22 protein-coding genes are annotated in these 23,192 nt (G+C 62.0%); 5 read left to right on the plus strand and 17 right to left on the minus strand.

All coding sequences use genetic code 11. The annotated features are described in order from the left end of the window. Positions 1-119: 119 nt before the first annotated feature. Both FJ319_04455 and FJ319_04460 read right to left on the minus strand, forming a co-directional pair. Entirely contained in the window at positions 120-686 is a 567-nt protein-coding gene (locus FJ319_04455) for a helix-turn-helix transcriptional regulator (protein ID MBM3933542.1), read from the minus strand. Between the two features lie 96 nt (positions 687-782). Further along, on the minus strand, positions 783-992 hold the full coding sequence (locus FJ319_04460) for a hypothetical protein (GenBank protein ID MBM3933543.1): 210 nt from the start codon (positions 990-992) through the stop codon (positions 783-785). 224 nt (positions 993-1,216) lie between these two features. Here FJ319_04460 and FJ319_04465 point away from each other — a divergent pair, with 224 nt between their 5' ends. Further along, positions 1,217-2,128, plus strand: coding sequence for an acetamidase (locus FJ319_04465; protein MBM3933544.1), 912 nt, complete (start codon positions 1,217-1,219; stop codon positions 2,126-2,128). Between the two features lie 146 nt (positions 2,129-2,274). Here FJ319_04465 and FJ319_04470 read toward each other — a convergent pair whose 3' ends face one another. The 3 genes from FJ319_04470 to FJ319_04480 form a co-directional block, all read right to left on the minus strand. After that, complete coding sequence (locus FJ319_04470) at positions 2,275-3,564, minus strand: aldo/keto reductase (protein MBM3933545.1); 1,290 nt, start codon at positions 3,562-3,564, stop codon at positions 2,275-2,277. Positions 3,565-3,583: 19 nt separating this feature from the next. Beyond that, positions 3,584-4,540: an aldo/keto reductase gene (locus FJ319_04475; protein ID MBM3933546.1), complete on the minus strand. Its 957-nt coding sequence runs from the start codon at positions 4,538-4,540 to the stop codon at positions 3,584-3,586. A gap of 384 nt (positions 4,541-4,924) precedes the next feature. Continuing rightward, positions 4,925-6,700 (minus strand): ABC transporter ATP-binding protein, encoded by a 1,776-nt coding sequence (locus FJ319_04480; GenBank protein ID MBM3933547.1) that lies wholly within the window; start codon positions 6,698-6,700, stop codon positions 4,925-4,927. 316 nt (positions 6,701-7,016) lie between these two features. Between FJ319_04480 and FJ319_04485 the strand changes: the two genes are divergently transcribed. Continuing rightward, complete coding sequence (locus tag FJ319_04485; GenBank protein MBM3933548.1) at positions 7,017-7,502, plus strand: universal stress protein; 486 nt, start codon at positions 7,017-7,019, stop codon at positions 7,500-7,502. A gap of 81 nt (positions 7,503-7,583) precedes the next feature. Next, positions 7,584-7,901 (plus strand): hypothetical protein, encoded by a 318-nt coding sequence (locus FJ319_04490; GenBank protein MBM3933549.1) that lies wholly within the window; start codon positions 7,584-7,586, stop codon positions 7,899-7,901. A 367-nt stretch (positions 7,902-8,268) separates the two neighbouring features. Here FJ319_04490 and FJ319_04495 read toward each other — a convergent pair whose 3' ends face one another. After that, a complete protein-coding gene (locus tag FJ319_04495; GenBank protein MBM3933550.1) occupies positions 8,269-9,396 on the minus strand; it encodes a Gfo/Idh/MocA family oxidoreductase in 1,128 nt (375 codons plus the stop codon). 142 nt (positions 9,397-9,538) lie between these two features. Further along, positions 9,539-9,934 (minus strand): hypothetical protein, encoded by a 396-nt coding sequence (locus tag FJ319_04500; GenBank protein MBM3933551.1) that lies wholly within the window; start codon positions 9,932-9,934, stop codon positions 9,539-9,541. Between FJ319_04500 and FJ319_04505 the strand changes: the two genes are divergently transcribed. Then, positions 9,875-10,921: a DUF2332 domain-containing protein gene (locus tag FJ319_04505; protein MBM3933552.1), complete on the plus strand. Its 1,047-nt coding sequence runs from the start codon at positions 9,875-9,877 to the stop codon at positions 10,919-10,921. The genes FJ319_04500 and FJ319_04505 overlap by 60 nt on opposite strands. Here FJ319_04505 and FJ319_04510 read toward each other — a convergent pair whose 3' ends face one another. The 5 genes from FJ319_04510 to FJ319_04530 form a co-directional block, all read right to left on the minus strand. Then, positions 10,922-11,320 (minus strand): hypothetical protein, encoded by a 399-nt coding sequence (locus FJ319_04510; GenBank protein ID MBM3933553.1) that lies wholly within the window; start codon positions 11,318-11,320, stop codon positions 10,922-10,924. A gap of 326 nt (positions 11,321-11,646) precedes the next feature. Then, positions 11,647-12,705, minus strand: a complete 1,059-nt coding sequence (locus tag FJ319_04515; GenBank protein MBM3933554.1) for a hypothetical protein — start codon at positions 12,703-12,705, stop codon at positions 11,647-11,649. Positions 12,706-13,002: 297 nt separating this feature from the next. Beyond that, positions 13,003-14,136 (minus strand): DUF1501 domain-containing protein, encoded by a 1,134-nt coding sequence (locus FJ319_04520; protein MBM3933555.1) that lies wholly within the window; start codon positions 14,134-14,136, stop codon positions 13,003-13,005. A 19-nt stretch (positions 14,137-14,155) separates the two neighbouring features. Beyond that, positions 14,156-15,565, minus strand: a complete 1,410-nt coding sequence (locus FJ319_04525) for a DUF1800 domain-containing protein (protein MBM3933556.1) — start codon at positions 15,563-15,565, stop codon at positions 14,156-14,158. Positions 15,566-15,572: 7 nt separating this feature from the next. Further along, positions 15,573-16,484 (minus strand): sugar phosphate isomerase/epimerase, encoded by a 912-nt coding sequence (locus tag FJ319_04530; protein ID MBM3933557.1) that lies wholly within the window; start codon positions 16,482-16,484, stop codon positions 15,573-15,575. Between the two features lie 159 nt (positions 16,485-16,643). Between FJ319_04530 and FJ319_04535 the strand changes: the two genes are divergently transcribed. Then, a complete protein-coding gene (locus FJ319_04535; protein MBM3933558.1) occupies positions 16,644-17,558 on the plus strand; it encodes a dihydrodipicolinate synthase family protein in 915 nt (304 codons plus the stop codon). A gap of 265 nt (positions 17,559-17,823) precedes the next feature. Here the strand turns inward: FJ319_04535 and FJ319_04540 are convergent, their stop codons facing one another. The 5 genes from FJ319_04540 to folD all read right to left on the minus strand — a co-directional run bounded on the left by FJ319_04540 (position 17,824) and on the right by folD (position 23,109). Continuing rightward, positions 17,824-18,456 (minus strand): SGNH/GDSL hydrolase family protein, encoded by a 633-nt coding sequence (locus FJ319_04540; GenBank protein MBM3933559.1) that lies wholly within the window; start codon positions 18,454-18,456, stop codon positions 17,824-17,826. Between the two features lie 86 nt (positions 18,457-18,542). Continuing rightward, positions 18,543-20,102 (minus strand): hypothetical protein, encoded by a 1,560-nt coding sequence (locus FJ319_04545; protein ID MBM3933560.1) that lies wholly within the window; start codon positions 20,100-20,102, stop codon positions 18,543-18,545. Next, positions 20,095-20,961 (minus strand): hypothetical protein, encoded by an 867-nt coding sequence (locus FJ319_04550; GenBank protein MBM3933561.1) that lies wholly within the window; start codon positions 20,959-20,961, stop codon positions 20,095-20,097. Before FJ319_04550 ends, FJ319_04545 begins: the two co-directional genes overlap by 8 nt. A 199-nt stretch (positions 20,962-21,160) precedes the next feature. Further along, positions 21,161-22,198 carry a tRNA preQ1(34) S-adenosylmethionine ribosyltransferase-isomerase QueA gene (queA, locus tag FJ319_04555; protein MBM3933562.1) on the minus strand — a complete coding sequence of 346 codons (1,038 nt, stop codon included), beginning with the start codon at positions 22,196-22,198 and terminating at the stop codon, positions 21,161-21,163. 14 nt (positions 22,199-22,212) lie between these two features. Next, positions 22,213-23,109: a bifunctional methylenetetrahydrofolate dehydrogenase/methenyltetrahydrofolate cyclohydrolase FolD gene (gene folD, locus FJ319_04560; protein ID MBM3933563.1), complete on the minus strand. Its 897-nt coding sequence runs from the start codon at positions 23,107-23,109 to the stop codon at positions 22,213-22,215. Positions 23,110-23,192 lie beyond the last annotated feature (83 nt).

The raw sequence follows: 23,192 nt of genomic DNA on the forward strand, positions 1-23,192 counted from the left end.
CTGACGTACTAGCATCTCCCATTCCGATTAGTCGTTTAGGACTAACCTAGAAGGAAACCACATATTAGTCTTTTACGCCGTTTCAGTGGGTAGGGGTATCACTCTCGGGGTGAACTAGTCTAAGTAGAATTGCGGATATTTTCATGCCATGTGGTCTCGTCTGGTGTGTTAGGCAGCGAGTTTTGAGATGGCCAGCCACCCCTGCGCCCTGTTACACCTTTCTTCAGGCGGACCTTCTTCACGTGCGTCTTGACAGTATCGACAGAGATATGAAGTTCCTCAGCAATCTGCTGGTTCGTATAGCCCTCGCCCATGTAGTAGAGCACCTCAGCCTCGCGGCGCGTGAGAAACTCTGGAAGCATGGGCACCTCCTTTCGATTTGGAGAAAAGGGCGATCGGGTGATCGGGCTAGGCAAACCAACTACTTGGCCTTTATCACAAATAAGACGAGGCTCGCAATCAGAAGTGATAGTAAGAATACGTAGGTAATTATGCGAACGTGTTACAGTTTTTGGTTCGCCATCTCGTACTATGTAAATTATTAGACGTTGCGCGAAGCGCGTTGAGTTGCCCGATACGGCGCTGAGTGTTAGCACTTGCGAGGTCGCCTTACGAGGAGGCGTATCGAGGGGTAAGAACATAAGGCCGGCTTGCCAACAAGGTAGAAAAACACTAGGGCGGGTCATAGACCCGCCCTAGTGTTTTTCTCGTCAGTTTCTGCCGCCGACTAGGCACATTCCGTCGTCTGGTCGTCCCGCAGCCCGGATCATGCCGTCGATAGCCTAGCTGCGCGCGCCCGCCAGCTCCAGATCTCCGGCCCGGCCTTTCTCAAAGTCCATCCCATCCGGCGCTGAGGCCTCGATACGGCCACCCTGACCTTCCGGCAATTCGGCAGCAAGGACGCGGCTTGCTACGTGGTAGATCTCGCGGAGAGCGGAGGCGGCGCCGGCGGCGACCAGCAAGGCGATCATGACCGGGACAACAATTTCCATTTTTGCCTCCTTGCCGTCTCGGGCCGCGCGCCTGTTTATGTAAACGGTACAGGGACATTATGGTTAGGGATGTGTTATCTGAGTGTTACGTAGACCGACCTTCGTCCTTCCCCGGCGCGCATTCCCCTGCTATCATTCGCTCCGTTTCCAATTCCCAAAATGTGCGTTCACGTCTGCGTAATCTGCTCCGGTAGGACCCGGGGCGGACAACCAAGGAGGCTCCCATGAAGCGCGCCAACACCGATGTGCTGTACTTCGAGACCGGGCCGGACAACGCGCCCACGATGTGGGTGGATCCCGGCGAGGAGTTCGAGATTCAAACGCAGCTCAACCGCGGGCCGTGGCTGGACGGCCATCCCCAGGAGGCGGAGCTCCGCAAGAAGCTGCGCTCCGGCAACCCCTCCAGCGGCGCGATCTACGTCAACGGCGCGCAGCCGGGCCAGCGGCTTATCGTGCACATCGGGCAGATCGACGTGGACCCCGTGGGCTTCACGAAGTTCCACGGCCATAACGACGCCTTCTTTGGGTGGCTCGGCAACGAGCAGATCGGCGCGCACGAGAAGGTTGTCCAGATCAAGGACGGCTTTATCCACTGGAGCGACACGCTCAAGTTGCCACTCGCGCCGATGCTCGGCGTCGTGGGCACCGCGCCGGAGCGAACGCGGTGGACGAACGGCTGGGCCGGCAAGTGGGGCGGCAACTTCGATATCCAGGAGGTCACCACCGGCGCGTCCGTTCACCTGCCCGTCTACGTTCCGGGCGCGCTCCTGCACGTGGGCGACATGCACGCGCGCCAGGGCGACGGCGAGATCTGCAGCGCGGGCGGCATCGAGGCGGGCGGCCGCGTGCGGATGCGCGTAGAGCTTGCGCCGCTGCCGAAGGTGATGGGCTGGCCGCGCATCACGAACGAGACGCACATCATGACGACGGCGCAGGCACGCCCCGCGGAGGACGCGTTCAGGATTGCGCTGGCGGAGATGATCCTGTGGCTAGAGGACGAGTATGGCATCCCACGCGGCGAGGCGTACATGCTCCTGGGCCAGGTGCTGGAGGCGCGCGTGACGCAGTTCGTCAACCCCACGTACTCGTACGTGCTGAAGGTCAATCGGAAGTGGCTGCCGAAGGGCAGGCTGTAGTCAGCAGTCGGCAGTCGGCAGTCAGCCAGAGTGGTTCGTACCTCTCCCTTGAGGGAGAGGCCTTCGCGGCTCTGCGCGAAGGGTGAGGGTGTCGGCTGTTTGCTTGGCCGACTGCTGACTGCCGACTGCTGACTGCCCCCACCACCCTATCCCCAGAGCGTCATTTCTTCCCGCACTTTGGGCTTCAGCTTCATGTTGAACGCGGCGATGGCCTGGTCTATGTGGGCCGCCTCGCGGGCGCCCACCAGGGTTGAGGTGACCAGCGGGCTGGACATTACCCACGCAATGGCAAGCTGGGACATGGATACGCCCAGCACGGAGGCCTTTACACGCAGCTTTTCCAGGATGCGGAAGTTCTGGTCCGTGAAGTAGATGTCCGCGTGCGCGGGCGCAACGTCGTAGCGCGTGCCCTTGGGGATGTCCTTGCGGTCCGGCGTGTACTTGCCCGTGAGGAACCCCGCGCCGAGCGGGCTGTACGGGGTCACGGCGATGCCCTCGGCCTTGCAGAAGGGGAACATCTCCAGGTCGCACTCGTGGCGCGTAACGTAACCCAGCTTGTCTGTAACCGCCAGGCTGTACGGCGGCTGGACGATCTCGAACTTCGCGTAGCCGCCCTTCTTGCTCGCCTCCACCGCCTCCTTGAGCTGCTTCGTGTTGAAGTTGCTCGCGCCGATGATCTTGATCCTGCCGGCCCGCACCTCGCTCGTGAGCGCGTCCAGCGTCTCGGCTATCGGCACGTCCGGGAATGGCGTGTGCAGCTTGAAGATGTCGATGTAGTCGGTCTGGAGCCTGTCCAGGCTCTGCTGGACTATCTTCTTGACGGCCTCCGGCTTGCCGCTGGAGCCGAGCTTGGTGCAGATCTGCACCTTCTTCCTGTCGCCCATCTGGCGCACCCAGTTGCCGATGATAACCTCGCCCGGCATCGTGCGGCCGTAACCCTCTGCCGTGTCGATGAACCGCACGCCCTTCGAGAAGGCGTAGTCGAGCACGCGGTGGGAGGCGTCCTGGTCTATCTCCCGGCCGAAGGGCGCGGTGCCCAGGCCGATGACGGATACCTTGAGACCCGTCCTGCCGATGGCCCTGGTGGGCGCCTTCTTGTCCTTTTTGTCCATCTGCTTCTCCTCGGTGATTGCTGGCCTACAGTATACCTGCAGCCCCCACTGTTTGCCGCTCCCACTTACCCGCCTCTCATGTATCGCTGTCCCAATGTAGAGACGTCCGCCGCGGCGGACGTCTCCGGCGTTGCGAAAACCCGTCACACCTGACCGCCACGCCAGCCTCCCTCGTAGAGACGCCCCGCTGGGGCGTCTCGGCGGTTGGGGAGACCCGTCACACATGAACGCCACGGACGGTCCTCCGTTGGCAGGCAATGCGGCGGTGATTACCCATGAGACTCCCCAGCGGGGCGTCTCTACGATGGGCCCGCCAATTCCCATCTGTGATTTTCGTCCTTCCTCACGTTCCCCACGCGGACATCTCCGCGCGCAACGCCGGCGCCAGGCGCATCTGCTGCGCGGCGAACGCGTTGTCGATCATCGCGGTATTGTCCGCGCCTATGATGACGGTCGCGATGTTCCGGTTGCTCATGACCCACGCCATCGCGAGGCGGACCATTGGGACCTTCATCGCCTCCGCCTTCTCGCGCAAGCTGTCGAGAATACGGAAGTTCTGCTCCGTGAAGTAGACGCCCGTGTGGCCCTTGAACAGGTCGAAGCGCGAGCCCCTGGGGATGGCCCCCCTGTCCATGGAGGCGTACGCCCCCGCGAAAAAGCCCGAGCCGAGGGGCGCGTACGTCGTGATCGCAATTTCCTCCCGGCGGCACAGGGGGAACATCTCCTGCTCCGCTTCGAAACGCGAAAGGTGCTCCTGCCGGTCAGCGATAGCCAGATTGTAGGCCACCTGCACCGCCTCGAACCGCGCGAACCCGCCTGCCGCGCTCGCCGCCAGCGCCTCGCGGAGCTGGGCCGTGTTGTAGTTGCTGCAGCCGATCGACGACGCGCGGCCCGCCTTCACCTGCCAGGTAAGCGCACCGAGCGTCTCCGATATCGGCACCTTCGGGAACGGCAGGTGCATCTTCACGCAGTCCACGCGCTCGATGCCCATGCGTTCCAGGCTCTGGAGCATGATGCGCTCGATGGTCGCCGCGTCCCCGCCTGCGATGATCTTGGTGTTAATGAACACGCGGTCGCGCACTCCCCTGCTCCTGAGCCACCGCCCGAGCATCACCTCGGCCGCTACACGGGTCGGCCCCTCATACCCCTGGGCGGTGTCGAAGTAGGTGATGCCCTTCTCGAAGGCGTAGTCCATGACTCTGAACGACGTGTCCTCATCCACCTCGCGGCCGAATAGCGCCGTCCCAAGCCCAATGGAGGAGATAAGCCGGCCTGTGCGGCCGAAAGGTCGGTAGTCCATGGTGCGACCTGCGTGGAAAGAAATGTGGTGCGTAGGCTAGAGGAGATGGGGGAGTCCAGTCAACCGGATGGGCGACCCGCCCCGGTCATATTTCGAGGCGTTCATTCGCAGAGCCTCAGGCCCCCTTGTCATCCTTTGTCCGCCGCGGCGGACGAAGGATCGTTCGGGCGAGGTATCTTACTAATTGCCGCCCTCAGCCTTACTTATTGCTACCCTGAGCGCCAGCGAAGGGTCCAAGGCCCTAGCCTGGGACAACGACCATTGTGCTTGGCACGGTCTTTAGACCCTTCGCTGCCGCTCAGGGTGGCAGGGGAATGCTCGGGCAGGGAAGGTGCCGTAGGGTAGCTCAGTCAGCGCGGTATGCGGCCCGGCGGCGGCCCAACCTCACCCGCCACCCGCCGCCGCCGTGGGGGCGGCGGGGGCGTCCGCGCCGTCCTGGTGCGTGAGCTGCATATCGTAAATCTTGCGGTAAAACCCACCCTTTTCCAGAAGCTCCTCGTGCGTGCCGCGCTCCACTATCTCGCCCCTGTCCAGCACCAGGACCAGGTCCGCCTTCCGCACGGTGGACAGGCGGTGCGCGATGACAAAGGTGGTGCGGCCCTTGATGACCTCCGCCAGCGCCTGCTGTATCTGGAACTCGGTCCCCATATCCACGCTGGAGGTGGAATCGTCCAGGATCAGGACCGGCGGGTCCACGAGCAGCGTGCGCGCGATCGCCAGGCGCTGGCGCTGGCCGCCGGAGAGGCGCACGCCGCGCTCCCCTACCCACGTGTTGTAACCCTGCGGCTGCGTCTGGATGAAGTCGTGCAGCTGCGCGATCTTCGCAGCGCGGATAACGTCCTCAAGGCTCGCGCCCTCAGCACCGTAGGCGATGTTGTCTTTCACCGATGCGCCGAAGACAAAGACGTCCTGCATCACGATGCCCACGTTTTGCCGCAGCGATTTCAGTGTCAGGTCGCGGATGTCCTGGCCGTCGATTGTGATCCTGCCGGAGGTCACGTCATAAAACCTGGGGATGAGCTGGACTATCGTGCTCTTGCCGGACCCCGGCGCGCCCATTATCGCCACAAGCTGGCCAGGCGCGGCCTCAAAGTCGACTCCCTTGATCGCGGAGGCGTTCTCGTTGTAGCTGAAAGAGACCCCGTCGAAGCGAACGTGGCCGCTCACTTTGTCCAGCGACTTCGCCCCCGGCCGCTCCGTCACCGGCGACTCGGCATCCAGCACGTCGAAGATGCGCTGGCCGGCAGAGCCCGCGCGCGACCATGTGTTTACAAGGAAGCCCGTCATGCGCACGGGCATGGCGAGCATCGTCATGTACAGGATGAATGTCGCGATGTCTCCCGGGGAGAGGCGGCCGGCCACAATCTCGCGGCCGCCGACCCACAGGATTATGCCGGTGGCGGCGGTGAAGATGAAAGTGATGAGGGAGCCCTGTGAGGCAAATAGCCGGCTGGCGCTGTAGGCGAGGTCAGCGACCGCCCCGGCGCGCTCCTTGAAACGGGAGTTGGCGTATTCCTGCGCGCCGAAAACCTTCACCACGCGCACGCCGGCGAGGTTCTCCTGCAGCACGGTGGTCATGTTACCGGTCTCCGTCTGCACCGCCGTCCACGTGCCGCGCAGGCGTTTGGACATGCTGATCGCCCGCCAGATGATGAACGGCACGAATGCGAGGCACACGAGGCCGAGTCGCACGTTTGTCGTGAGCATTACGAACGCAACGCCGCCGAACATCATGAACATGGATAGCCCGCGGATCATACCCATGCTGATGAACATGCGAACGGCGTCCACGTCCGCGGTCGCCTTGGACATGAGGTTGCCGGTCTGCTGCCTGTCGTGGAAGCCGAAGCTCAGGGACTGGAGCTTGCGGAAAAAGTCGTTGCGGATGTCGAACGCGCTGCGCTGGGAGACCGCCTCGGCCAGGTAGTTCTGCGCGTATCCGAAGATGCCCCGGAAGGCCCCCGCCAGCATGATGAACGCCGCCAGTCGGAGTAGCTCGCCGCGGGTGCCGGCCACCAGGGAAGTGTCGATAGCCCGGCCCAGGAGCGCAGGGATGTACATCCCGGAGATCGTCGCGGCGGCCATGGCCGCATATGCGCCCAGCAAGAAGCCGCGCTGGCGCCATCCATAGCCGATGAGCCGCATGTGCACGCTCTTCATCGTCTCTCCTTCACAACCCGGCCCGTGCGGGCCGCCTACGGATTCTTCTAACCCGGCGAACTATCTACTGATTTTGAACGAACGCACTCGGCAGTGTCAACGACAAATAGTTCGTGCTTGCGACGAGGGGCGTCAATTGTGATTTCCTGAACGATATTGACAATGCCATTTCAATAGAAGTATCGTCGCACTGATAGACGCTTTTCGTAAGAATCCGTCGGCTGACGCGCATCGTAGGAATCTATACAGGGCCGAAGGTCGGACAGCGTCCCAGGCAACAAGTGGAGGTGGCGGGGAAGTAGAAGGGAGACGCACGATGTTTAAGAAGGTGCTCATTCCGCTGGACGGCACGGCCGAGGCTGAGGGCGTCTACGGCGCGGTACAGGACGATCTGGACCGCGACTGCGAGGTAGTCCTGCTCCATGTCGTCCGCCCGGAGGTGGTCCAGACTGCGGAGGGCGCGGCGTTCAAGGGCAGCACCAGCCACGTTGAGCAGGAGCGCCGCCGCATGAACCTTCACCTTCGTGGCGCGGTTCTGCGGATGCACGGCGACCCTGAGAAGTGGCGCTGCGTGGTGAGCATCGCAGAGTCCATCCCCGGGGGCATCATGGAGGCGGCCCGCGCAGAGGGCGCTGACCTCATCGCAATGTACGCGCCCGCGCGCACGGGACTTGGGAAGCTGCTGGGCGGCAACGGCACGGCGCGTGAAGTCCAGCGCAACGCCCCCTGCGAGGTACGGATCATCGGCGCCGCAGACCTCGCCGCAGCCGCAGTCAGCCGCCGCGTCCACAGCACGCCGTAGGCAGGCGGACCCGTTCGGCCTAAGAGTACAGTTACCCCTGCTGTTTGTGACATGCGACCCAGGAACGCGGGAGTTAAACGAATGAAGCTCGAACTGCGCGAAGACGAACAAGTCATTCGCCGAGCACCTGCGAAGGGCCGGACCTATCGCGGTCTCTGGTGCAACGGGCACATTTACCTGACTAATCATCGCTTGATCTGCCATCCTGGCTGGAACGGCGCTCTGCTGAGCGGTCAGAAGGCAGAAATAGTTGAATTGAAGGATGTGCTCTCCACTGAAGAGGTAGAGTCAAAGCGAATATTGGCGGTGGAGACAACGACTGGAGAGTTGTCCTTTCATGTGGGGACCTCCAGTCCAATATCCGGGGTGTACGTTAACTCGAATGTCGCGGTGAAGTAATGGAAGGCCGCGATAGATGCGGCCACAAACCATTTTGCCGGCACCGAGAGGCCGGTTTCGGGGTTTAACAGACCTGTGACGCAAACCATACGGAGGCTCGACAGACACCGGAGACTCGCAATCATAGGAGTATGCCTATTAACGTGTTTGTTGATCGCCCTCCCACTGTACGCGACGTTCATGCTTCCCGGCGCCGATGCATTTCTGTGGCCAATGATCCCCATCGCGATTGCCTTCGGTGCAACAACGGTTTTCGCGCTACGGCGGACATGATAATCAACTTCCGCTCATGATCAAAGCCGCAGTTGAATCCGTCCCAAAACCTTGAAGACCCGCCAGTGGAACGTATCGGGGAGCACCCTATCCCCTACCCCTTCTTCTGCGCCTCACCGATCTGCTCCGCGTACCACTCCTTGCCGTAAAGCTCCTTCTTGTTCATCCAGCGGTACTTCTCAGGGAGCATCCGGTAGTTGCGGGAAACGAGGGGCAGCCTGACCGGCGAGTGGTTACGGCGGGCGGACTCCCGCATCGCAATGCTGATCTCCAGCGATTTGCGGTGGATGTAGCCCGGGCAGCGCGGCTCAACGCCCTTCTCGACGGCATCCACTATCGACTGCACGCAGCCCATGAGGCGGTCGCCCGGGTACTCCCAGCCCTCGGCGTCGCGGCCGCCCTCGGCGTGCGAGCGCATCGGCTTGAACTTGATCGTATCGTCGCGCTTCAGGTTCGAGAGCACCGTCTTGTCCGAGCCGTCGGCCTTCTTGTAGAAGGCGTGGTTGCGCTTGTCGGTCACGAAGGTGCCGTTTGTGCCCAGTACGCTCAGGCCGCGCATCGCAATTGGGCTTGCGTGGACGAAGCACTCGATGCCGTTCTTGAAGCGGATGTAGCCGCCGATCCCCTGGTAGTCGTCGTCGCCCTCGCCGAAGGGGTCGCCGTTCGTCCAGCCCGTCACCCACTCCACATCGGCATCGCCCGCGAACATCTGTATAACGCTGATCCCCTGCACGCCGCCCTGCATCGTCTTCTCGTAGAGGTTGATCGTCTTCACCTCGCCGATCTCGCCGGAGTCGATCAGCCGCTTTGCCTCCCATAGCTGGGAGATGCACCGGTCGACGTTGCCCCCCTGCCACGGGATGCCGCGGGAGGCGCAGGCGGCCACCATACGGTCAGCATCGGAAAGCAGCGCAGCGATCGGCTTCTCGGAGACTATGCCCTTCGCGCCGGAAAGCTCCGCTGCTTTAATGACCTCAGTGGGGTTAATTGAGACGGGGAGGACGCAATCGACGATATCCAGCTTCTCGTTGCGGTACATCTCTTCTGAGCTGCTATAGCCGCGGGCGTTGAAGCGCTTGCAGGCGAGCTCCAGGTTTTCGGGGTCGGGATCGGCGATCGCGACGACCTCTGTGGACGGGTGGAGGGTGAAGCCGCGCGCATGCTGTGTGCCCTGCCTGCCGCAGCCGACCATGCCGACCTTGTACTGCGCGTTCCTGGTCATTAGTCCGCCTCCTCACAGCTCGTTTGTTAAGCGCTGAAGCGTGTGGGTAATATTATCGAACGGATGGGATGGGGTCTAGTGGCTAGGGGCTGGGGACTGGAAGACAGCCGGGGCGAGGGTTGACGGCGTTGGCGTGGCGCGATTATGGTAGGGACATGACTGGCGCGGAGTGCAACAAAATATGATGGCGTTGTTTCCGGCCGCCATAGTGGGCGGCGCGATACTGTGGAGCCGCGGGCGCGGCGCTCCATACCGCCTGCTCGCGCTCGCCGCCGCCGTCGCCTCGTTCGCCATGGCCTTCACCCCGCTCACCGCATTCACCACGTCCTGGCACATCCTCTTCGCCCTCTGCCTCGTCGCGCTGGCCGCATGGAACCTTGCCACCGGCGGCGCCAATCGCCCTGCCAGGCGACCGCGATATCTCTCCCAGCCCAGGTGCCCGAAGTAGCGATGTCTCTCGCGTAGCGGTGCATAAGACATGACGGCTACCACCTACACGATTGAATCCGCCGCCGCGCGGTTCGCGCGCGCGGCCCAAACGGAGTACCGCGGCGAGTCGGCCTTGTATGAAAGGCTGGCGCTCGGGGTGAAGGACGATCCTGAATTGCTGGCGATAGCAGCGCATGCGCGCTTCGGGCAGCCGGTAAGTAATCTCTTCTTTGCGGCAGTCCGGTACCTGCTGTTCGAGGAACCCAGCCACCCGCTCGAGCATCACTTTCCCGGCAAGACGCAGGGGAAGGCACTGGCCGGCGATCCCTATCCCAGCTTACGGTCCTTCTGCCTGGAGCACGCCGACGCGATTCGCAACATTGTCTCAACCCGGCAGGTGCAGACGAACGAGGTTGGGCGTTGCTCGGTGCTGCTGCCGGCGCTGGGCGTAGTGACCAAGGCAGGCGGAGACCTGCCGCTGGCAATGGTGGACGTCGGGGCGAGCGCGGGGCTGAACTTGCTGTGGGACAGCTACTCCTACGACTACGGCGACGGCGTCGTGCACGGAAACGCAAATTCTCCTGTGTCGGTCAGATGCGAAGTCAAAGGTACCGCCAGGCCGCCGGTGCCGATGACGTTTCCCGCAGTCGCATGCCGCGTTGGAATAGACCTGGCCCCGGTGGACGTGCGCGACTCGGACGCGGTGCGTTGGCTGAGGGCGCTCGTGTGGCCGGAGATGAATGCCCGTTTAGAAACTCTCGAACATGCCATAGAGCTTGCGCAGAGTGAACCGCCTGATGTGCGCCGAGGTGACGCGCTGGAGGTCCTGCCCGCCGTCCTGTCGGAAATGCCTGTGGCGGCGACGATAGTGGTGTACCATTCGCACACCCTGAACCAGTGGGGCGAGGACGCTCGCAAGCGGCTCTTCACAATGCTGGTGGAGGCATCAACACTGAGGCCGGTGTACCGAGTGGCGATGGAGTGGACGGGGCAATGGCCGGAGATGAAGCTGTTGACGTACAGGGATGGTGTGGAAACGGTGACTAAACTGGCGAACTACCAGCCGCACGGCAAGTGGATAGAGTGGACGGTGTAATCAACGGCGTGCAGTCGATCTCCTTTTCGGAGCTTCTCGGCCTGCATTGACCTTCGCCGAGTCTCGGTCCGAAGGTGGTTGCGGCACCTGCTGCTTGAGCAGTTCGTTGTCAAGAAGTTCGATCATTCCGGGAATGATTGGATTATCCAGACACTTCTGAATGAACATTTTGGCGAGAGCAACAGGATCGGTCCCGCGCTCCTTGGCTTTAGCTTTCAACAATCGCCAATAATGAGCATCCATCTCAATGGCTACACCCGCGCCCGGGGCAAGCTTGATCTCCGCGCTATCAACCTCTTCCCATCCAGGGGTATTTTCGCCCATGTAGTGCTTCGACCAATATTCCGCAGCTTCATCCCGCGTCATTGGTTTCGTGCTTTCAATACCTGCCTTCTTCATTTCTTCCTCCCCTACTTGCTGGCCCGACGGCGCTCGGCCAGCACTGCCGGCCTGGCAGTTACCGGGTACCAGGCATTGCCCTCTCGCTCAAGCACTACAAAAAGATACCGACCGCCGTAAGTCTGGCAGATGAATGTTATGCGGTTGCCGCTTCACTCTGACCGATGAATGTTCTCAATGCCTTCCTCAACCTCTTCCCACGTTATCCCATGCCTTGAAATGTGTGCTACCGCGACCTCGGTCCATCTCAAATGATAGGCATCCATCCGTACCTGCCCGCGTACCGGTACGCCCTAATCCTAGCACATCCAATGGAGGATAATTCCCTACAGGTTTATCCTCGGTTGGGTGTAGTTCCAGTGCTTGGTGTATACGTGGAGACGGTTGCGCTGGTCTGAGACGATGATGCGCCCTTTATCGTCCGCCTGGACGGCCAGAGGGCGGCCGAAGCGCGCCATGGGCGTGAGGTCGCCCGCGCGGTAGTAGCCCTTGATCGTCTCCGGATCGCGGTAGACGATTACCTCGGCGGCCTTGGAGAACGTTGAGGCGTCCCCGTAGAGCGCGCCGATGATGTCGCCGTTCTTTTCGTAGATCTGGACGCGGCGGTTGCCCCAGTCGGTTACATATACGTCGCCATCGGCGTCGACTGCCACGTCGGACGGATGGTTGAGGTCGCCGCCGTCCTCTGCGGTGGAGCCGAAGGTGGCGATGTGCTTGCCGTCCGCCGTGAACTTCTGCACGCGGTTGTTGCCCCAGTCAGCAACGTAGACATCCCCGGCCCTGTCGATTGTTAGGCCCCAGGGCTTTTTGAGCTGTCCCGGACCCGTCCCCTCGCTGCCGAAAGACCGGATGTACTTGCCGTCGCTGGAGAACTTCTGGACGCGGTGGTTCCGTGAATCGACGACGTACAGGTCGTTGTTGGCGTCGAAGTTGATGCCGACCGGTGCGTTTAGCTCTCCAGGCGCGCCGCCGGCTATGCCCCACTCCCCAATGTGCTCGCCCCCGGGGATATAGTCCGGGAATGGGACAAACCTCTCTGGGGCGAAGATGAGTACCTTATTCAGGAACTCGTCCGCGACGTAGACCTTGTCATCCTTCGAATACGCGATGCCGGACGGCCACACGAAGGAGTTGCGGCCGAAGTCGCCGTAATGGAACTGGTCGATGCCTACCTTCCCCACACGCCGCGACAGGTCCACGCCGGTGTCCGGGAAGGTCTCGTGGTCGTAGCCACGGCTCAGGACGTATAGGGTCTCATTCGGCGCGAGCGTGAAGTCGCAGGGGAAGATGTACCCTCCGGTATTGCCGTTGTGCTCGACGGTTGTGCGGCCGATGGCGTGGGAGAAGACCCACGTGCGGCCGGCGATGGCTGTGAGACTGAGCATGGTTGGGTTCCTTGGCACGATGCGAAACAGATAGCTTGAAGAACGGCGACGCGCGCAGGGGCGGCCTCCGATCCACCTAACCCCCTGGCCCCCTTCCCTGAGAGGGAAGGGGGAATAGCGGCGGGGCTTCGCCCCGTACCCCACCAAGGGCTATGCCCTCAGACTCCCGTTCAGGCGGCATAGCCGCCTGACTCAGAACCCCTTCCCTCCCAGGGAAGGGGCAGGGGTTAGGTGGCTGTCCGGCTGTTCCCATATCCCGGCGCGGGGTTTCGGGAGGCAAGGGTTAGGTGGCTGCTCTTACTTCGTGATAAAGCCGGGCTTGCTGAACTGGCCGTTTACTATTGGCGCCGCGTCCAGGCTGAACCAGTCCTCCAGCAGCGTGGTGTAGACGCTGCGGAAGTCCATGTTCGGCGCAAGGTCGCCCTCGCGAAGCTTCTCGAGCTGGATCTCAGGATAGTCGTTGTATATGCCGCCCTTGACCCTCGGGCCCATGACGAACGACGCACCGGCCGCGCCGTGGTCCGTGCCGGAGCCGTTCTCCTTCACGCGGCGGCCGAACTCAGAGAAGACGAACAGGACGACGTTCTCGTCCGCGTTGTTCTGCCGCAGGTCGTCCCAGAAGTCGGCGATAGCGGTCGAGACCTCGTTCAGGAGCTTCGGATGGTTCGGACCCTGGCTGGCGTGGGTGTCGAAGCCGCCGAACTCCGTATAGAAGACCCTCGTGCCAAGGTTGGCCTGATGGATCATGGAGATATCGCGCATCTTCTTGGACAGCGCCTTGTTCGCGTACTCCACGCTGGAGTTGTACATGTCCGGCGCTGCCTTCAGCATGTCCGCGCCCTTCAGGGCGTCCAGGCCGGTCTGGCTGAGGTACTCCATGACCGGGCCGTATCCGACCGCCGGGGCGTACATGGCGGCGAAGCGCTGGAGGAGCTTTTCGCGCTGCTCCTTCACCTCGATGCTGGTCAGCAGGCCGTAGCTCTTGAGGTCCGCGACGGACGCGACCGATACGCCGGGCGCGACGAGCGCGCGGGGCAGACCGGAGCCGACGTTCACCGCGGTCACCGGGTTCTCGCCCTTCGGGTCCAGCTCGCGAATCGCACGGCCGAGCCAGCCCTCGGTGCCCACCTTGTCCGGCTCCGATGTGTGCCAGATGTCCATCGCCCTGAAGTGTGAGCGCGTGGAGTTTTCGAAGCCTACGCCGTTTATGACGGCCAGCTCCCCCTTGTCGAAGATCTCCTTGAACGCCCTGAGCTCGGGGTTGAGGCCGATCTCATCGTTCAGCTTCAGGACCTTCTCTTCAGGCACCTTCAGGATCGGCCGGTTGTCGTAGTAGTGCGGGTCGGCGTAGGGCACGACCGTGTTCATGTAGTCGTTGCCGCCGCTGAGCTGCAGCACAACCAGGACGGGAGGCTTTGCCGTTGTTGTCATTGCGATATCACTCCTTGGGCTATTCGAACTGGAACTCTCTGGTGCCGGCGATCAACGCCAGTACCTCGGCAGCGCGCTGCGACGACTTTGCATACTCTGCTTGTGTGGTCCATTTCAGCGGGCCGCCGGGGGCGACGTGCCCGATGAGCTCATGCCTCGTCTGCGCTTTCACTGTCAGCGGACCGACGAGGTCCAGGCAGTGGTCGACGAGGGCCTCCGGCGACATTAGCTTGCCGTTGGAGGCGGCGATACGGCCGATTAACTCCTTCACCCCAGGCAGCTCCGGGTTGCCAAGGCGCGCGGCGGCGAAGTTCACGCGCTGCATGAGGGAGCCGCTGTTGATCCACTCCAGGCCGGTGTGCCACCCCTCCACGCTAGGGGGGTCCAGCACCTTCTGGCCCATGTTTGTCGTCAGCTCTCCCAGCATGCCCCACCTCGGGTCAGGGCCGGCCATGTCGCCTGTCAGGCGAAGCGTGGAGATAACCAGCTCGATTGGGCTCTTAACCCTCTTGTACGTCGCCTGCTTGAAGAAATCGGCATTGAACATCGCCCGCAGTACGGGCTTTAGCTCGTAATTGGAGTCCCTGAGCTTGTCTGAAAGAAACTCTATCGCCGCCGGATCGCGGGGAGGCTCGATCGACCACGCGGGGACTTGCGGCTCGTCGGCCACGAAAAAGTTGTAGAGGTGACGTGCTATGAACGTATGGCAGCCCTGCTGCTGGACAATAATGTCCACGATGTCCTCACCGTTGAACTTGCCCGTGTGCCCAAGGAACGTCTTGTCGCCGAAGTCGTGGTCCTGTGGCCTGTATTCGAACTTCCAGTTGAACGGGCCCCAGGGGTGGATCGGAATCTTGTGGGAAAATGTCCAACCGGTAAAGGCGCGGGAGACCTCGAAAACATCTTTCTCCGTGTAGTTGCCGATGCCCATTGAAAAGAGCTCGAGAAGCTCCCTACCCCAGTTTTCGTTCGGCTGGCGCTTGTGGTTCTCGTTGTTGTCCAGCCAAAAGATCATCGCGGGGTCCTGGGCCAGCCGGACGAGCAGGTCGCGCAGGTTGCCCATGCCATGGTCCCGGAACATTTGTATCTGTGCGAGCAGGTCGTACGTGGCCTCAACCTTTGCGTGGCCGGTCGCGAAAACGTGGTGCCAGAACAGCGCCATCTTCTCTTCGAGCGGACGACTGGAGACGGCCATGCGGTAGAGCCAGTTCATCTGGCCTTGCTGAAGATACGCGGTGAACTCGGCGAGCGGGTGGTAGCGGTACAGCTCGTACTCGTCGAACTCGGGCTGGCTCTCCGGATGCAGGAGCTGCTCAACGGCGGCCTCGTACCCGTTCTTCGCAAGGGCCTCGACTTCGGCGCGAGTGGCCCCGAAGCCGGCGCGGCGCATCAGGTGAGATATCAGCGCAATATCTTGCTGGTCCGTCATCTTGCCCTTACACCTTTACCGTTTCAGGAAGCTTCCAGCCCGTCTTCGCCAGGTGGGCGACCCCATCCCTGAACTCTTTATCTATATCCTCGAATGTTGAATCGCGGTATTCGAACTCGAGGGACACATCTCCCTTGTAGCCGACCGTGTCCAGCGCCTGGCCGAACTTCGCGAAGTCTGCGGTGCCCTTGCCCGGCGTGAGCTCCAGCTCCTGGTTGCCGTCCGCCGTGTCCGGCCCGGTGGCGTCCCTCAGGTGGACGTGCCAGAGGCGGCTGCCGAGCGCCTTGAAGAAGACCTCCGGCTCATAGTTGATGATGCCCCAGTGGCTGCTGTCTACAAGCACGCCAACGTTGTCCGTGCTGAGCCGCTCCAGCACCCACTCGACATGGTGAGGCCGGTTGATGATGCTGTAAAGGTGGGGGGCCTCCATCAGCATGCGGATGCCCATCTTCTTCGCAATATCCCCTACCCTGTCGAAGGCCCTGACGGCGTTCGCGAGCTGGAACTCCTGGTCGGGACGCTCGTTGCGCCACCCAAACGGCATCGTCATCATCGGGATCCCGGCCTCAACCAGGTGCGGCAGCTTCCGCGACCAGTCCGCGACGAACCTGTCAATGTCTTCCGGAACGTACGCCCAGTAGATGCCGTGGGAGAAGTTGAGGTTTATCGGCGTCAGTCCGGTGGCCTTCAGCATGCCGACGAGCTCAGGCGGCGTAGGGCTTCCGAAGTTGAAATGGAAGCTATACGAGCCGAAGCTGGCGATCTCCATTCTCTTGAACCCCAGCGCCTTCATCCTGGGGAGGATCTCGTAAAGCGTATAGTGCGCCCAGCCAAGAGAGGAAACGGCGGTTACCTTTGCCACAGCCAGTCCTTGAACAGCAACAGTCCGCCTATTTTCATAGTCGGTCTCCTGAATCATACAAAAAAAAGGACGGCAATGACAATAATGTCTCGGCCCCGAAAGAAAACGAATAGAAACAAAGGAGTGAAATCGGCGTCCTGTACGCACTGCCGCGGCGCTGGTACAATTCCGCGCGACAAGCTACGGCAAATCCGATTCGGCGCAAGGAGAGACTGAATGGTCCAGAAGCGATACCCCCAGGGGATGCTCGGCGCGTGCAACACCCCATGGAACGAAAAATACCAGCTTGATGAGAAGGTCTTCGAGCGACATCTCAAGGCGACCCTGGCGCTGGGGTACAAGGACCTGTACGTCATGGGCACGGCTGGCGAGGGCTACGCGGTGAACGACGCCCAGTTCCGCAACATTGTGGACGTGTTTGTTTCCGTGGCCAAGAAGCCCGGCGTCAATCCCCAGGTTGGCGTGATCAGCCTGTCGATGAGCGCGATTATCGACCGCATAAAGTACGGCTACGACAAGGGCGTGCGGCTATTCCAGCTTTCGCTGCCGTCCTGGGGCATTGTCTCCGATACCGAGATGATGACCTTCTTCAAGACCGTGTGCGGCACATACCCGGACGCGAAGTTTCTCCACTACAACCTCATTCGCACCAAGCGCGTCCTGACCGGCGACGACTACCGCAAGATCGCCGACGCGGTGCCTAACCTGGTCGCCACCAAGAATAGCTCATACGATATGAACGCGATCAGGGACATGATGGTGAAGGCGCCTGAGATCCAGCACTTTTTCGTCCAGAACGCCTTCGCCTACGGGGCGACGCTGGGAGAGTGCTCACTCCTGTGCAGCCTTGGCGGCGTGTTCCCCAACCTGACTAAGGAGCTGTTCGATACCGCTCGGACAGGCAACGTAAAGCGATCGTTTGAAATCAACAACCGGATGATAGAGGTCGCCAAGGGGCTTCTCGGCCACCTGAAGAGCCCGTACGTGGACGGCGCGTACGACAAGTCGCTCGAGGCGCTGGCCAACCCCGAGTTCCCGCGGCGGCTCCTGCCCCCGTACGAGACCATTTCCGAAGCTGACTTCGCTGTTATGAAGAAGTACTACGAAGAGCAGTGCCGGGACATTTCCTGACGAGCGCCTGACTTGAACACCGGGGCCGCCCCTCATGCGCCTTGCGGCATATGAGGGGCGGCCCTGTGATTTCGAGCTCACGCCCCGGCAGTCCTGCGCATGCTATATTGGACTTACGCGGCTATTGAGCCGCAGTGTGGAAGCGGTGAGGTGGGCCATGCGATTTGTAATTGGCTTCGTCCTGGGCGCTTTGATCGTGATCTTCCTGTTGATATCCGGCATCTGCAACGTCTTCAGCTAGCCGGTCAACGACTGGCCTTGACCATCACTTCTTGAGGCACTCGGCAACGGCCTTGCCCAGCATTTTGTACCCTTCCTCGTTGAAGTGGACGCCATCCTTCACCAGGAGCCTGTCTCGGCCCGAGCGCATCACGAGGCGGTAGAGGTCGTTCACCTCCACCCCGTGCTTGCGCGCCAGTTCGACGGCGACAAGGTTGTAGTTCTCCACGTCCTCTTCGTAGCGGTCGAACCCCTTCTCCTCGTGGTGCCAGTGGTAATTGACCGGCGTGGTAGTCGCCCAGACCAGCCTCACACCCGGCTTCTTCTGCTTGATTGTGGCGATGATCTTGTCCAGGTTCTTGCGATAGGCCTCAACCGGCACCGCGTTCTCTGCGGCACCGCGCGACGCGCCGAATTGGCGCTTAATATCGTGCAGCCCGGCGTTCAGATGGACAATGTCGACCTCCTGGGCGAGCACCCACTCTTCGAGGTTTGCCAGGACGTTCTGCGATGTCTCCCCGTTCTTCTCCGGCCCCCAGACGGTGGCAAAGCCGGCGAGCTGCCGCTCCACGTATGTCTGGTAGCCCATGCGGATAGAGTCGCCGATGAGAATTACCGATTTCATTGTCGTAACTCCGGAGTAGCTTTGCCGGGGAGGGCCCCAAGCGACTCCTAGCATACTACACCAGCGGGACTGCAAAACGAGGGGGCCAGGCGTTTGAATGCCGCCTGGCCCCTTCAGTTCACGAGTCAGCCGCTATTGGATCAGCACCGGTTCGACGACATGGAAGAGCATTCAAGGAAGCTGACGCTCCTGTAATTCTTCGAGCGGTTTCCCGGATGGTTCATGTTGTCAGCGCCGTCCTCGAAGTACCACAGGAACGAGTCGTAACTGAAGTAGTCAAGTCCGTGGCGGGCCGGAACGTTCCTCAGGTTGTTCCGCTTCAGCACAATCCCCTGCGGATTGCCGGAGTAGGCCACTGTCCCGAGGTGGAAATTGTTTCTCAGGTTAATCCTGTAGAGCTCCTTTCCTATGTCGATCCGCTTGGGATCGAGCATAGAGTACATCTTCCCCTCCCTGTACAGCTTCTGCATCTGCATTAGAAAGCCGTCTGGATCTGCGGGGTACCGGCCGGCGGGCGCCGGCGGCAAATAGGCATTGGCGGAGCACCCCGGGCAGCGGACCGGCGGCATGCCGACCGGCGCCATACCCTCCACCCCGTTAGTCTCGTCGTAACGGCCCATCTCGATCATGAGGCCAACCGGCCTGTAGGGCAGGAATTGAGTCCAGAACCACATGTTAGTCATGAGGGCCATGTTGCGCATGTTGAAGTAGAGCTCGCCCCTGTGGAAAGCAAGCGTGCCGGTGGCCACCTCCTTGATCGTCATCTTGAGGCCGATGTCTTTGAAGTTGCTCTGCATCATCATGATGACCGGCGCGAATGCTTCCCTGTACTCGAAGAAGAGTTCCAGGTCACCCTTACCATCGACCCGATTAACATACCCATTGCCGTCCGTATCCACCAGTCCGAGGTTGGCCAGGAGCTGCTTCGCCTTGGTCACATCCCGCACCGCGTCGTACTGCTGCAAGTCATCCCCGGGGTAGTACGCCGAAGCCGGGTGCGGCACCCAGGCCTGCGGCGTTCCGATGCCGAGGAATGCTACCTCGTTCATCTGGTTGCGGTCCAGGGAAAGCGACATCGCCTGCCGGAACTCTTTCGTTCGTATCCAGCGCCCAATCTCCGTATCGATGTTGTACTCAGGATTAATCTGCAGGCCCGCATCGTTGCCGCTCGTGTCCGGCCACTGGCCTATGCTGTAGTCGCCCTTGTCCATATTGGCAATGTAAAGCGGCAGCTCCTGTACGATGAAGCCGTCCGTATAGGGGCCGTCGGTCTCGCCCGACATTGCACGGAAGACCGCGATATCGCGGTTGGCCATGTGGTACCACGTCCAGCCGTCCATGTACGGGAGCTGCTGACCAGCCGGGTCCACGCCGTGGAAATAGGGGTTGGCACAGAGGCGTTGCGAGTCGTCGTTACCGCCGTCGCAGGTGTAGAAGGCGGATAGGACCGGGACGTTGGCGTCGTAGCGGACTGCGTACTTGGAGTTCCAGAGCTGCACCCACGTAATGTTGCCGCGCTCCGCCATCAGCTTCTTGAGCGCTTCGGGGTCAGCGTACTTCGGGTGGAACTTGCTTGAGAAGTGGAACGGCTCGAAGAGGCAGGATGCCATGCCCGTGCAGCCGGAGCCGACGCGCAGGCGGCCGGAGTCCATAAACGTGAAGTTTCGGGGAGTCGAAGCTGAGAGTGAAGGTTCAGTCATCGACCTTCGTAAACTTCACCGCGTTGCCGGTGATCGGGTCCTGCATCGTGCCGGGGACGGCGGGGTTCAGTTCCTTGTTGTAGTGGACATCGGGGCTCCATATCCACTCAACGTCCTTCATCGTGAACGGCACACCGTCCGACCACTTTAGTCCCCTGCGTAGGGTGATCGTATATACGCGGCCGTCAGGACTGACGACTGCCGACTTGCACGCGAGGGGGTAGAAGTTCACACCGTCGGCGTCGTATTGCATGCACGTGCCGTTGCCGGCGAGAGCCTCGAACTTCAGGTAGCGGCTGACCACGGCTCCGGAGGTGATTCGCCCTTCTCCGCCGTAGGCGCCGATTTCGTCAGGCGGCGCGAAGACGTATACGTCATCCGGAACAGGCAGGCGCTGCTCCAGGGGAGGGAGCTTGCCCTGCCGGACCAGCGCGGCGAACTTGGGGTTCTCCGAGAATTTCGTGGGCCTGGGGCTGTACTCGTCCCTGTAAGCCCACGATGCGCCCAGCGGCTGCGGGGCGGCCTTGTAATAGGAAGCGACGTTTACCTGGACGCCGCCGGCCTGGGCGCCGCCGGGGCGCGGCTGGTAGACGGACGCGGGGACGGACGCTGCGGACGGGGCCGATGGCGACGAAGGTTGCGCCGCCGGTTGTGGGGCCGCCGCTGGAGCGGGAGCCTGCGGCTGCTGCGGCTGCGTGGACGGCGCGGAGGCCGCGCCCCCGACGGCCGTCGCCGCAGGCACCGCGGGCGCAGGAGCGGCTGGCTCCTCGGCCGTTCCGCCCGCACATGCAAGGACCGATAACGTTGCCCCAAACCCCACCGCCGCCCACAAGAGCCGTTTCAACCCAGGTTGCGCCATTCTGATCCTCCTGCGTGCGATTTGTGTTGCAAAGGTAACTACGGAAGGGACGCCATTCCGGTTTGCGTATCCCGACCAGCATGAATGTACAATGAAATCGGAAGCTGCGATAGAGGCGAAATTTCAGCGCGGCACTATGTTATTCGCACCGTCGAACTGTGTCATTCGTGTTTATACTTAGAAGGCGGGAAGATTAGGGCTAGAGGATGACCATCGCGTCGCCGAAGGAGTAGAAGCGGTAGCGCTCGCTGATGGCGACGGCATACGCCTGGAGGATGGTGTCGCGGGAGGCGAAGGCGCTCACGAGCATGAGCAGCGTGGACTTTGGAAGGTGGAAGTTGGTGATGAGGGCGTCCGGCACGAGGAATTTGTAGCCCGGCGCAATGAAGATGTTGGCCCAGCCTGAGCCGCCGGAAACGATGCCCTCGCGGCCGGTCGCCGCGTGCACTCCCGCGGCGTATTCCAGCAGGCGCACGGCGGTGGTGCCCACCGTGACCACTCGCCTGCCCTCCCGCTTCGCGCGCTTGATCGCCTCGGCCGCCTCCGGCGTGATCTCGTAGTACTCCGAGTGCATCTTGTGGTCGTCCGTGTCCTCAACCTGGATGGGCCGGAAGGTGTCCCAGCCAACATGGAGGGTTACGAATGCGGTCTCAGCGCCCATGGCGCGGATGCGCTCCAGCAGCGCCGGCGTGAAGTGCAGGCCCGCCGTGGGCGCGGCCACGCTGCCGCGAGCCCGCGAGTAGACGGTCTGGTAGCGCTCGAAGTCCTGGAGCGGGGCGTGGATATAGGGCGGCAGCGGGATGATGCCGAGCGCATCGATCGCGCTCTCGTCCCCCAGCCGGATGACCCGCGAGCCGTCGTCGTTTACGGTCAGCACCTGGCCCGGGACCGTCCGTCCGTTGCCTGTAAGCTCGAACCGGTCGCCGGACCGCATCTTGCGCCCGGGCTTGACCAGCGACTGCCACACCCCTTCCATGATCCGCCGCAGCAGCAGCAGCTCAATAGGCGTTCCTGTGTCCGTCCGCTTGCCGTACATGCGCGCGGGGAAGACCCGGCTGTCGTTGAACACAAGCAGGTCGCCCGGGCGCAGGTACTCGGGCAGGTCGAAGAAGCGGCGATGCGCTATGGCGCCGTCCGCCCGTGAAACCACCATGAGGCGCGAATGGTCGCGCGGCTCGATGGGTGTCTGGGCGATTAGCTCTTCGGGGAGGTGGTAGTCGAAATCGGTGATCTTCATGCAGACGGCAGGCGCTAGCGCTCCCCTTCCACCTGCAGCCTCACGGCAGTGAGCGTGTTCTTGAGGAGCATCGCGATTGTCATCGGACCCACGCCGCCCGGCACCGGCGTGATCGCCGCCGCCTTCTTCGCGACGCCGTCGAAGTCGACGTCTCCGACGAGCCTGTAGCCTCGCTTGCGCTCCGGCGCGGCGATCTCATTGATGCCGACGTCGATTACGACGACGCCTTCCTTGACCATATCCGCCGTTATGAAGCGCGGCTTGCCGATGGCGGCGATCAGGATGTCCGCCTGCCGGGTGATCTCGACCAGGTTCGAAGTGCGGGAGTGGCATACGGTGACCGTGGCGTTCGCGCCCCTGCGCTTCTGCATTAGGAGAAGGCTCACGGGCTTGCCGACGATGTCGCTGCGGCCGACGACGACGACGTGCCTGCCGTCGCAGGGGTAGCCGGAGCGGACCAGGAGCTCCTCGCAGCCCGCCGGAGTGGCAGGGACATACCGCTGGCGCCCCTCCACCAGGAGCCCCATGTTCACAGGGTGGAGGCCGTCCACGTCCTTCATCGGCTCAATGGCGTCGATGGCGGCGTACTCGTCCAGCCCTTCCGGCAGCGGGAGTTGCACGAGGATGCCGTGCACGCTCCTGTCCTCGCTCAGTCGGCGGACCGTGGCGATAAGCTCCTGCTGGCTGGTGCTCGCGGGGAGATGAACGTCGCGCGCCTGCATGCCCACGCTCGAAGCCCCTTCCTGCTTGCGCCGCACGTAGACAACGGACGCGGGGTTGTCCCCCACCAGCACCACGGCGAGCGTGGGCGTAATGCTGTGCCTGGCCTTGAATGCGGACACATCGGCCGAGACCTGGGCGGAAATTGCCGCAGCTACTTCCTTGCCGTCTATGAGCTTGGCTTGGGACAGGATGGCGCACCTCCACGGAGAACATAAACCAACGCAAGGTCCTGTCTTCTCAGAAAGGACGTAAACGTCAAAAACTACTCCTG

The organism is SAR202 cluster bacterium, from assembly GCA_016872355.1.
Lineage (GTDB): Bacteria > Chloroflexota > Dehalococcoidia > Lucifugimonadales > VGZY01 > VGZY01.

Excerpts from the sequence above, each read along its gene's own strand:
- FJ319_04485 (MBM3933548.1), top strand. The coding sequence starts at position 7,017 with ATGTTTAAGAAGGTGCTCATTCCGCTGGACGGCACGGCCGAGGCTGAG.
- queA (MBM3933562.1), bottom strand. The coding sequence starts at position 22,198 with ATGAAGATCACCGATTTCGACTACCACCTCCCCGAAGAGCTAATCGCC.
- FJ319_04510 (MBM3933553.1), bottom strand. The coding sequence starts at position 11,320 with ATGAAGAAGGCAGGTATTGAAAGCACGAAACCAATGACGCGGGATGAA.
- FJ319_04505 (MBM3933552.1), top strand. The coding sequence starts at position 9,875 with ATGACGGCTACCACCTACACGATTGAATCCGCCGCCGCGCGGTTCGCG.
- FJ319_04540 (MBM3933559.1), bottom strand. The coding sequence starts at position 18,456 with ATGCTAGGAGTCGCTTGGGGCCCTCCCCGGCAAAGCTACTCCGGAGTT.
- FJ319_04525 (MBM3933556.1), bottom strand. The coding sequence starts at position 15,565 with ATGACGGACCAGCAAGATATTGCGCTGATATCTCACCTGATGCGCCGC.
- FJ319_04465 (MBM3933544.1), top strand. The coding sequence starts at position 1,217 with ATGAAGCGCGCCAACACCGATGTGCTGTACTTCGAGACCGGGCCGGAC.
- FJ319_04535 (MBM3933558.1), top strand. The coding sequence starts at position 16,644 with ATGGTCCAGAAGCGATACCCCCAGGGGATGCTCGGCGCGTGCAACACC.
- FJ319_04480 (MBM3933547.1), bottom strand. The coding sequence starts at position 6,700 with ATGAAGAGCGTGCACATGCGGCTCATCGGCTATGGATGGCGCCAGCGC.
- FJ319_04550 (MBM3933561.1), bottom strand. The coding sequence starts at position 20,961 with ATGGCGCAACCTGGGTTGAAACGGCTCTTGTGGGCGGCGGTGGGGTTT.
- FJ319_04515 (MBM3933554.1), bottom strand. The coding sequence starts at position 12,705 with ATGCTCAGTCTCACAGCCATCGCCGGCCGCACGTGGGTCTTCTCCCAC.
- FJ319_04455 (MBM3933542.1), bottom strand. The coding sequence starts at position 686 with ATGACCCGCCCTAGTGTTTTTCTACCTTGTTGGCAAGCCGGCCTTATG.
- FJ319_04520 (MBM3933555.1), bottom strand. The coding sequence starts at position 14,136 with ATGACAACAACGGCAAAGCCTCCCGTCCTGGTTGTGCTGCAGCTCAGC.
- FJ319_04495 (MBM3933550.1), bottom strand. The coding sequence starts at position 9,396 with ATGACCAGGAACGCGCAGTACAAGGTCGGCATGGTCGGCTGCGGCAGG.
- FJ319_04460 (MBM3933543.1), bottom strand. The coding sequence starts at position 992 with ATGGAAATTGTTGTCCCGGTCATGATCGCCTTGCTGGTCGCCGCCGGC.
- FJ319_04545 (MBM3933560.1), bottom strand. The coding sequence starts at position 20,102 with ATGACTGAACCTTCACTCTCAGCTTCGACTCCCCGAAACTTCACGTTT.
- FJ319_04470 (MBM3933545.1), bottom strand. The coding sequence starts at position 3,564 with ATGGGAATTGGCGGGCCCATCGTAGAGACGCCCCGCTGGGGAGTCTCA.
- FJ319_04490 (MBM3933549.1), top strand. The coding sequence starts at position 7,584 with ATGAAGCTCGAACTGCGCGAAGACGAACAAGTCATTCGCCGAGCACCT.
- FJ319_04475 (MBM3933546.1), bottom strand. The coding sequence starts at position 4,540 with ATGGACTACCGACCTTTCGGCCGCACAGGCCGGCTTATCTCCTCCATT.
- FJ319_04530 (MBM3933557.1), bottom strand. The coding sequence starts at position 16,484 with ATGATTCAGGAGACCGACTATGAAAATAGGCGGACTGTTGCTGTTCAA.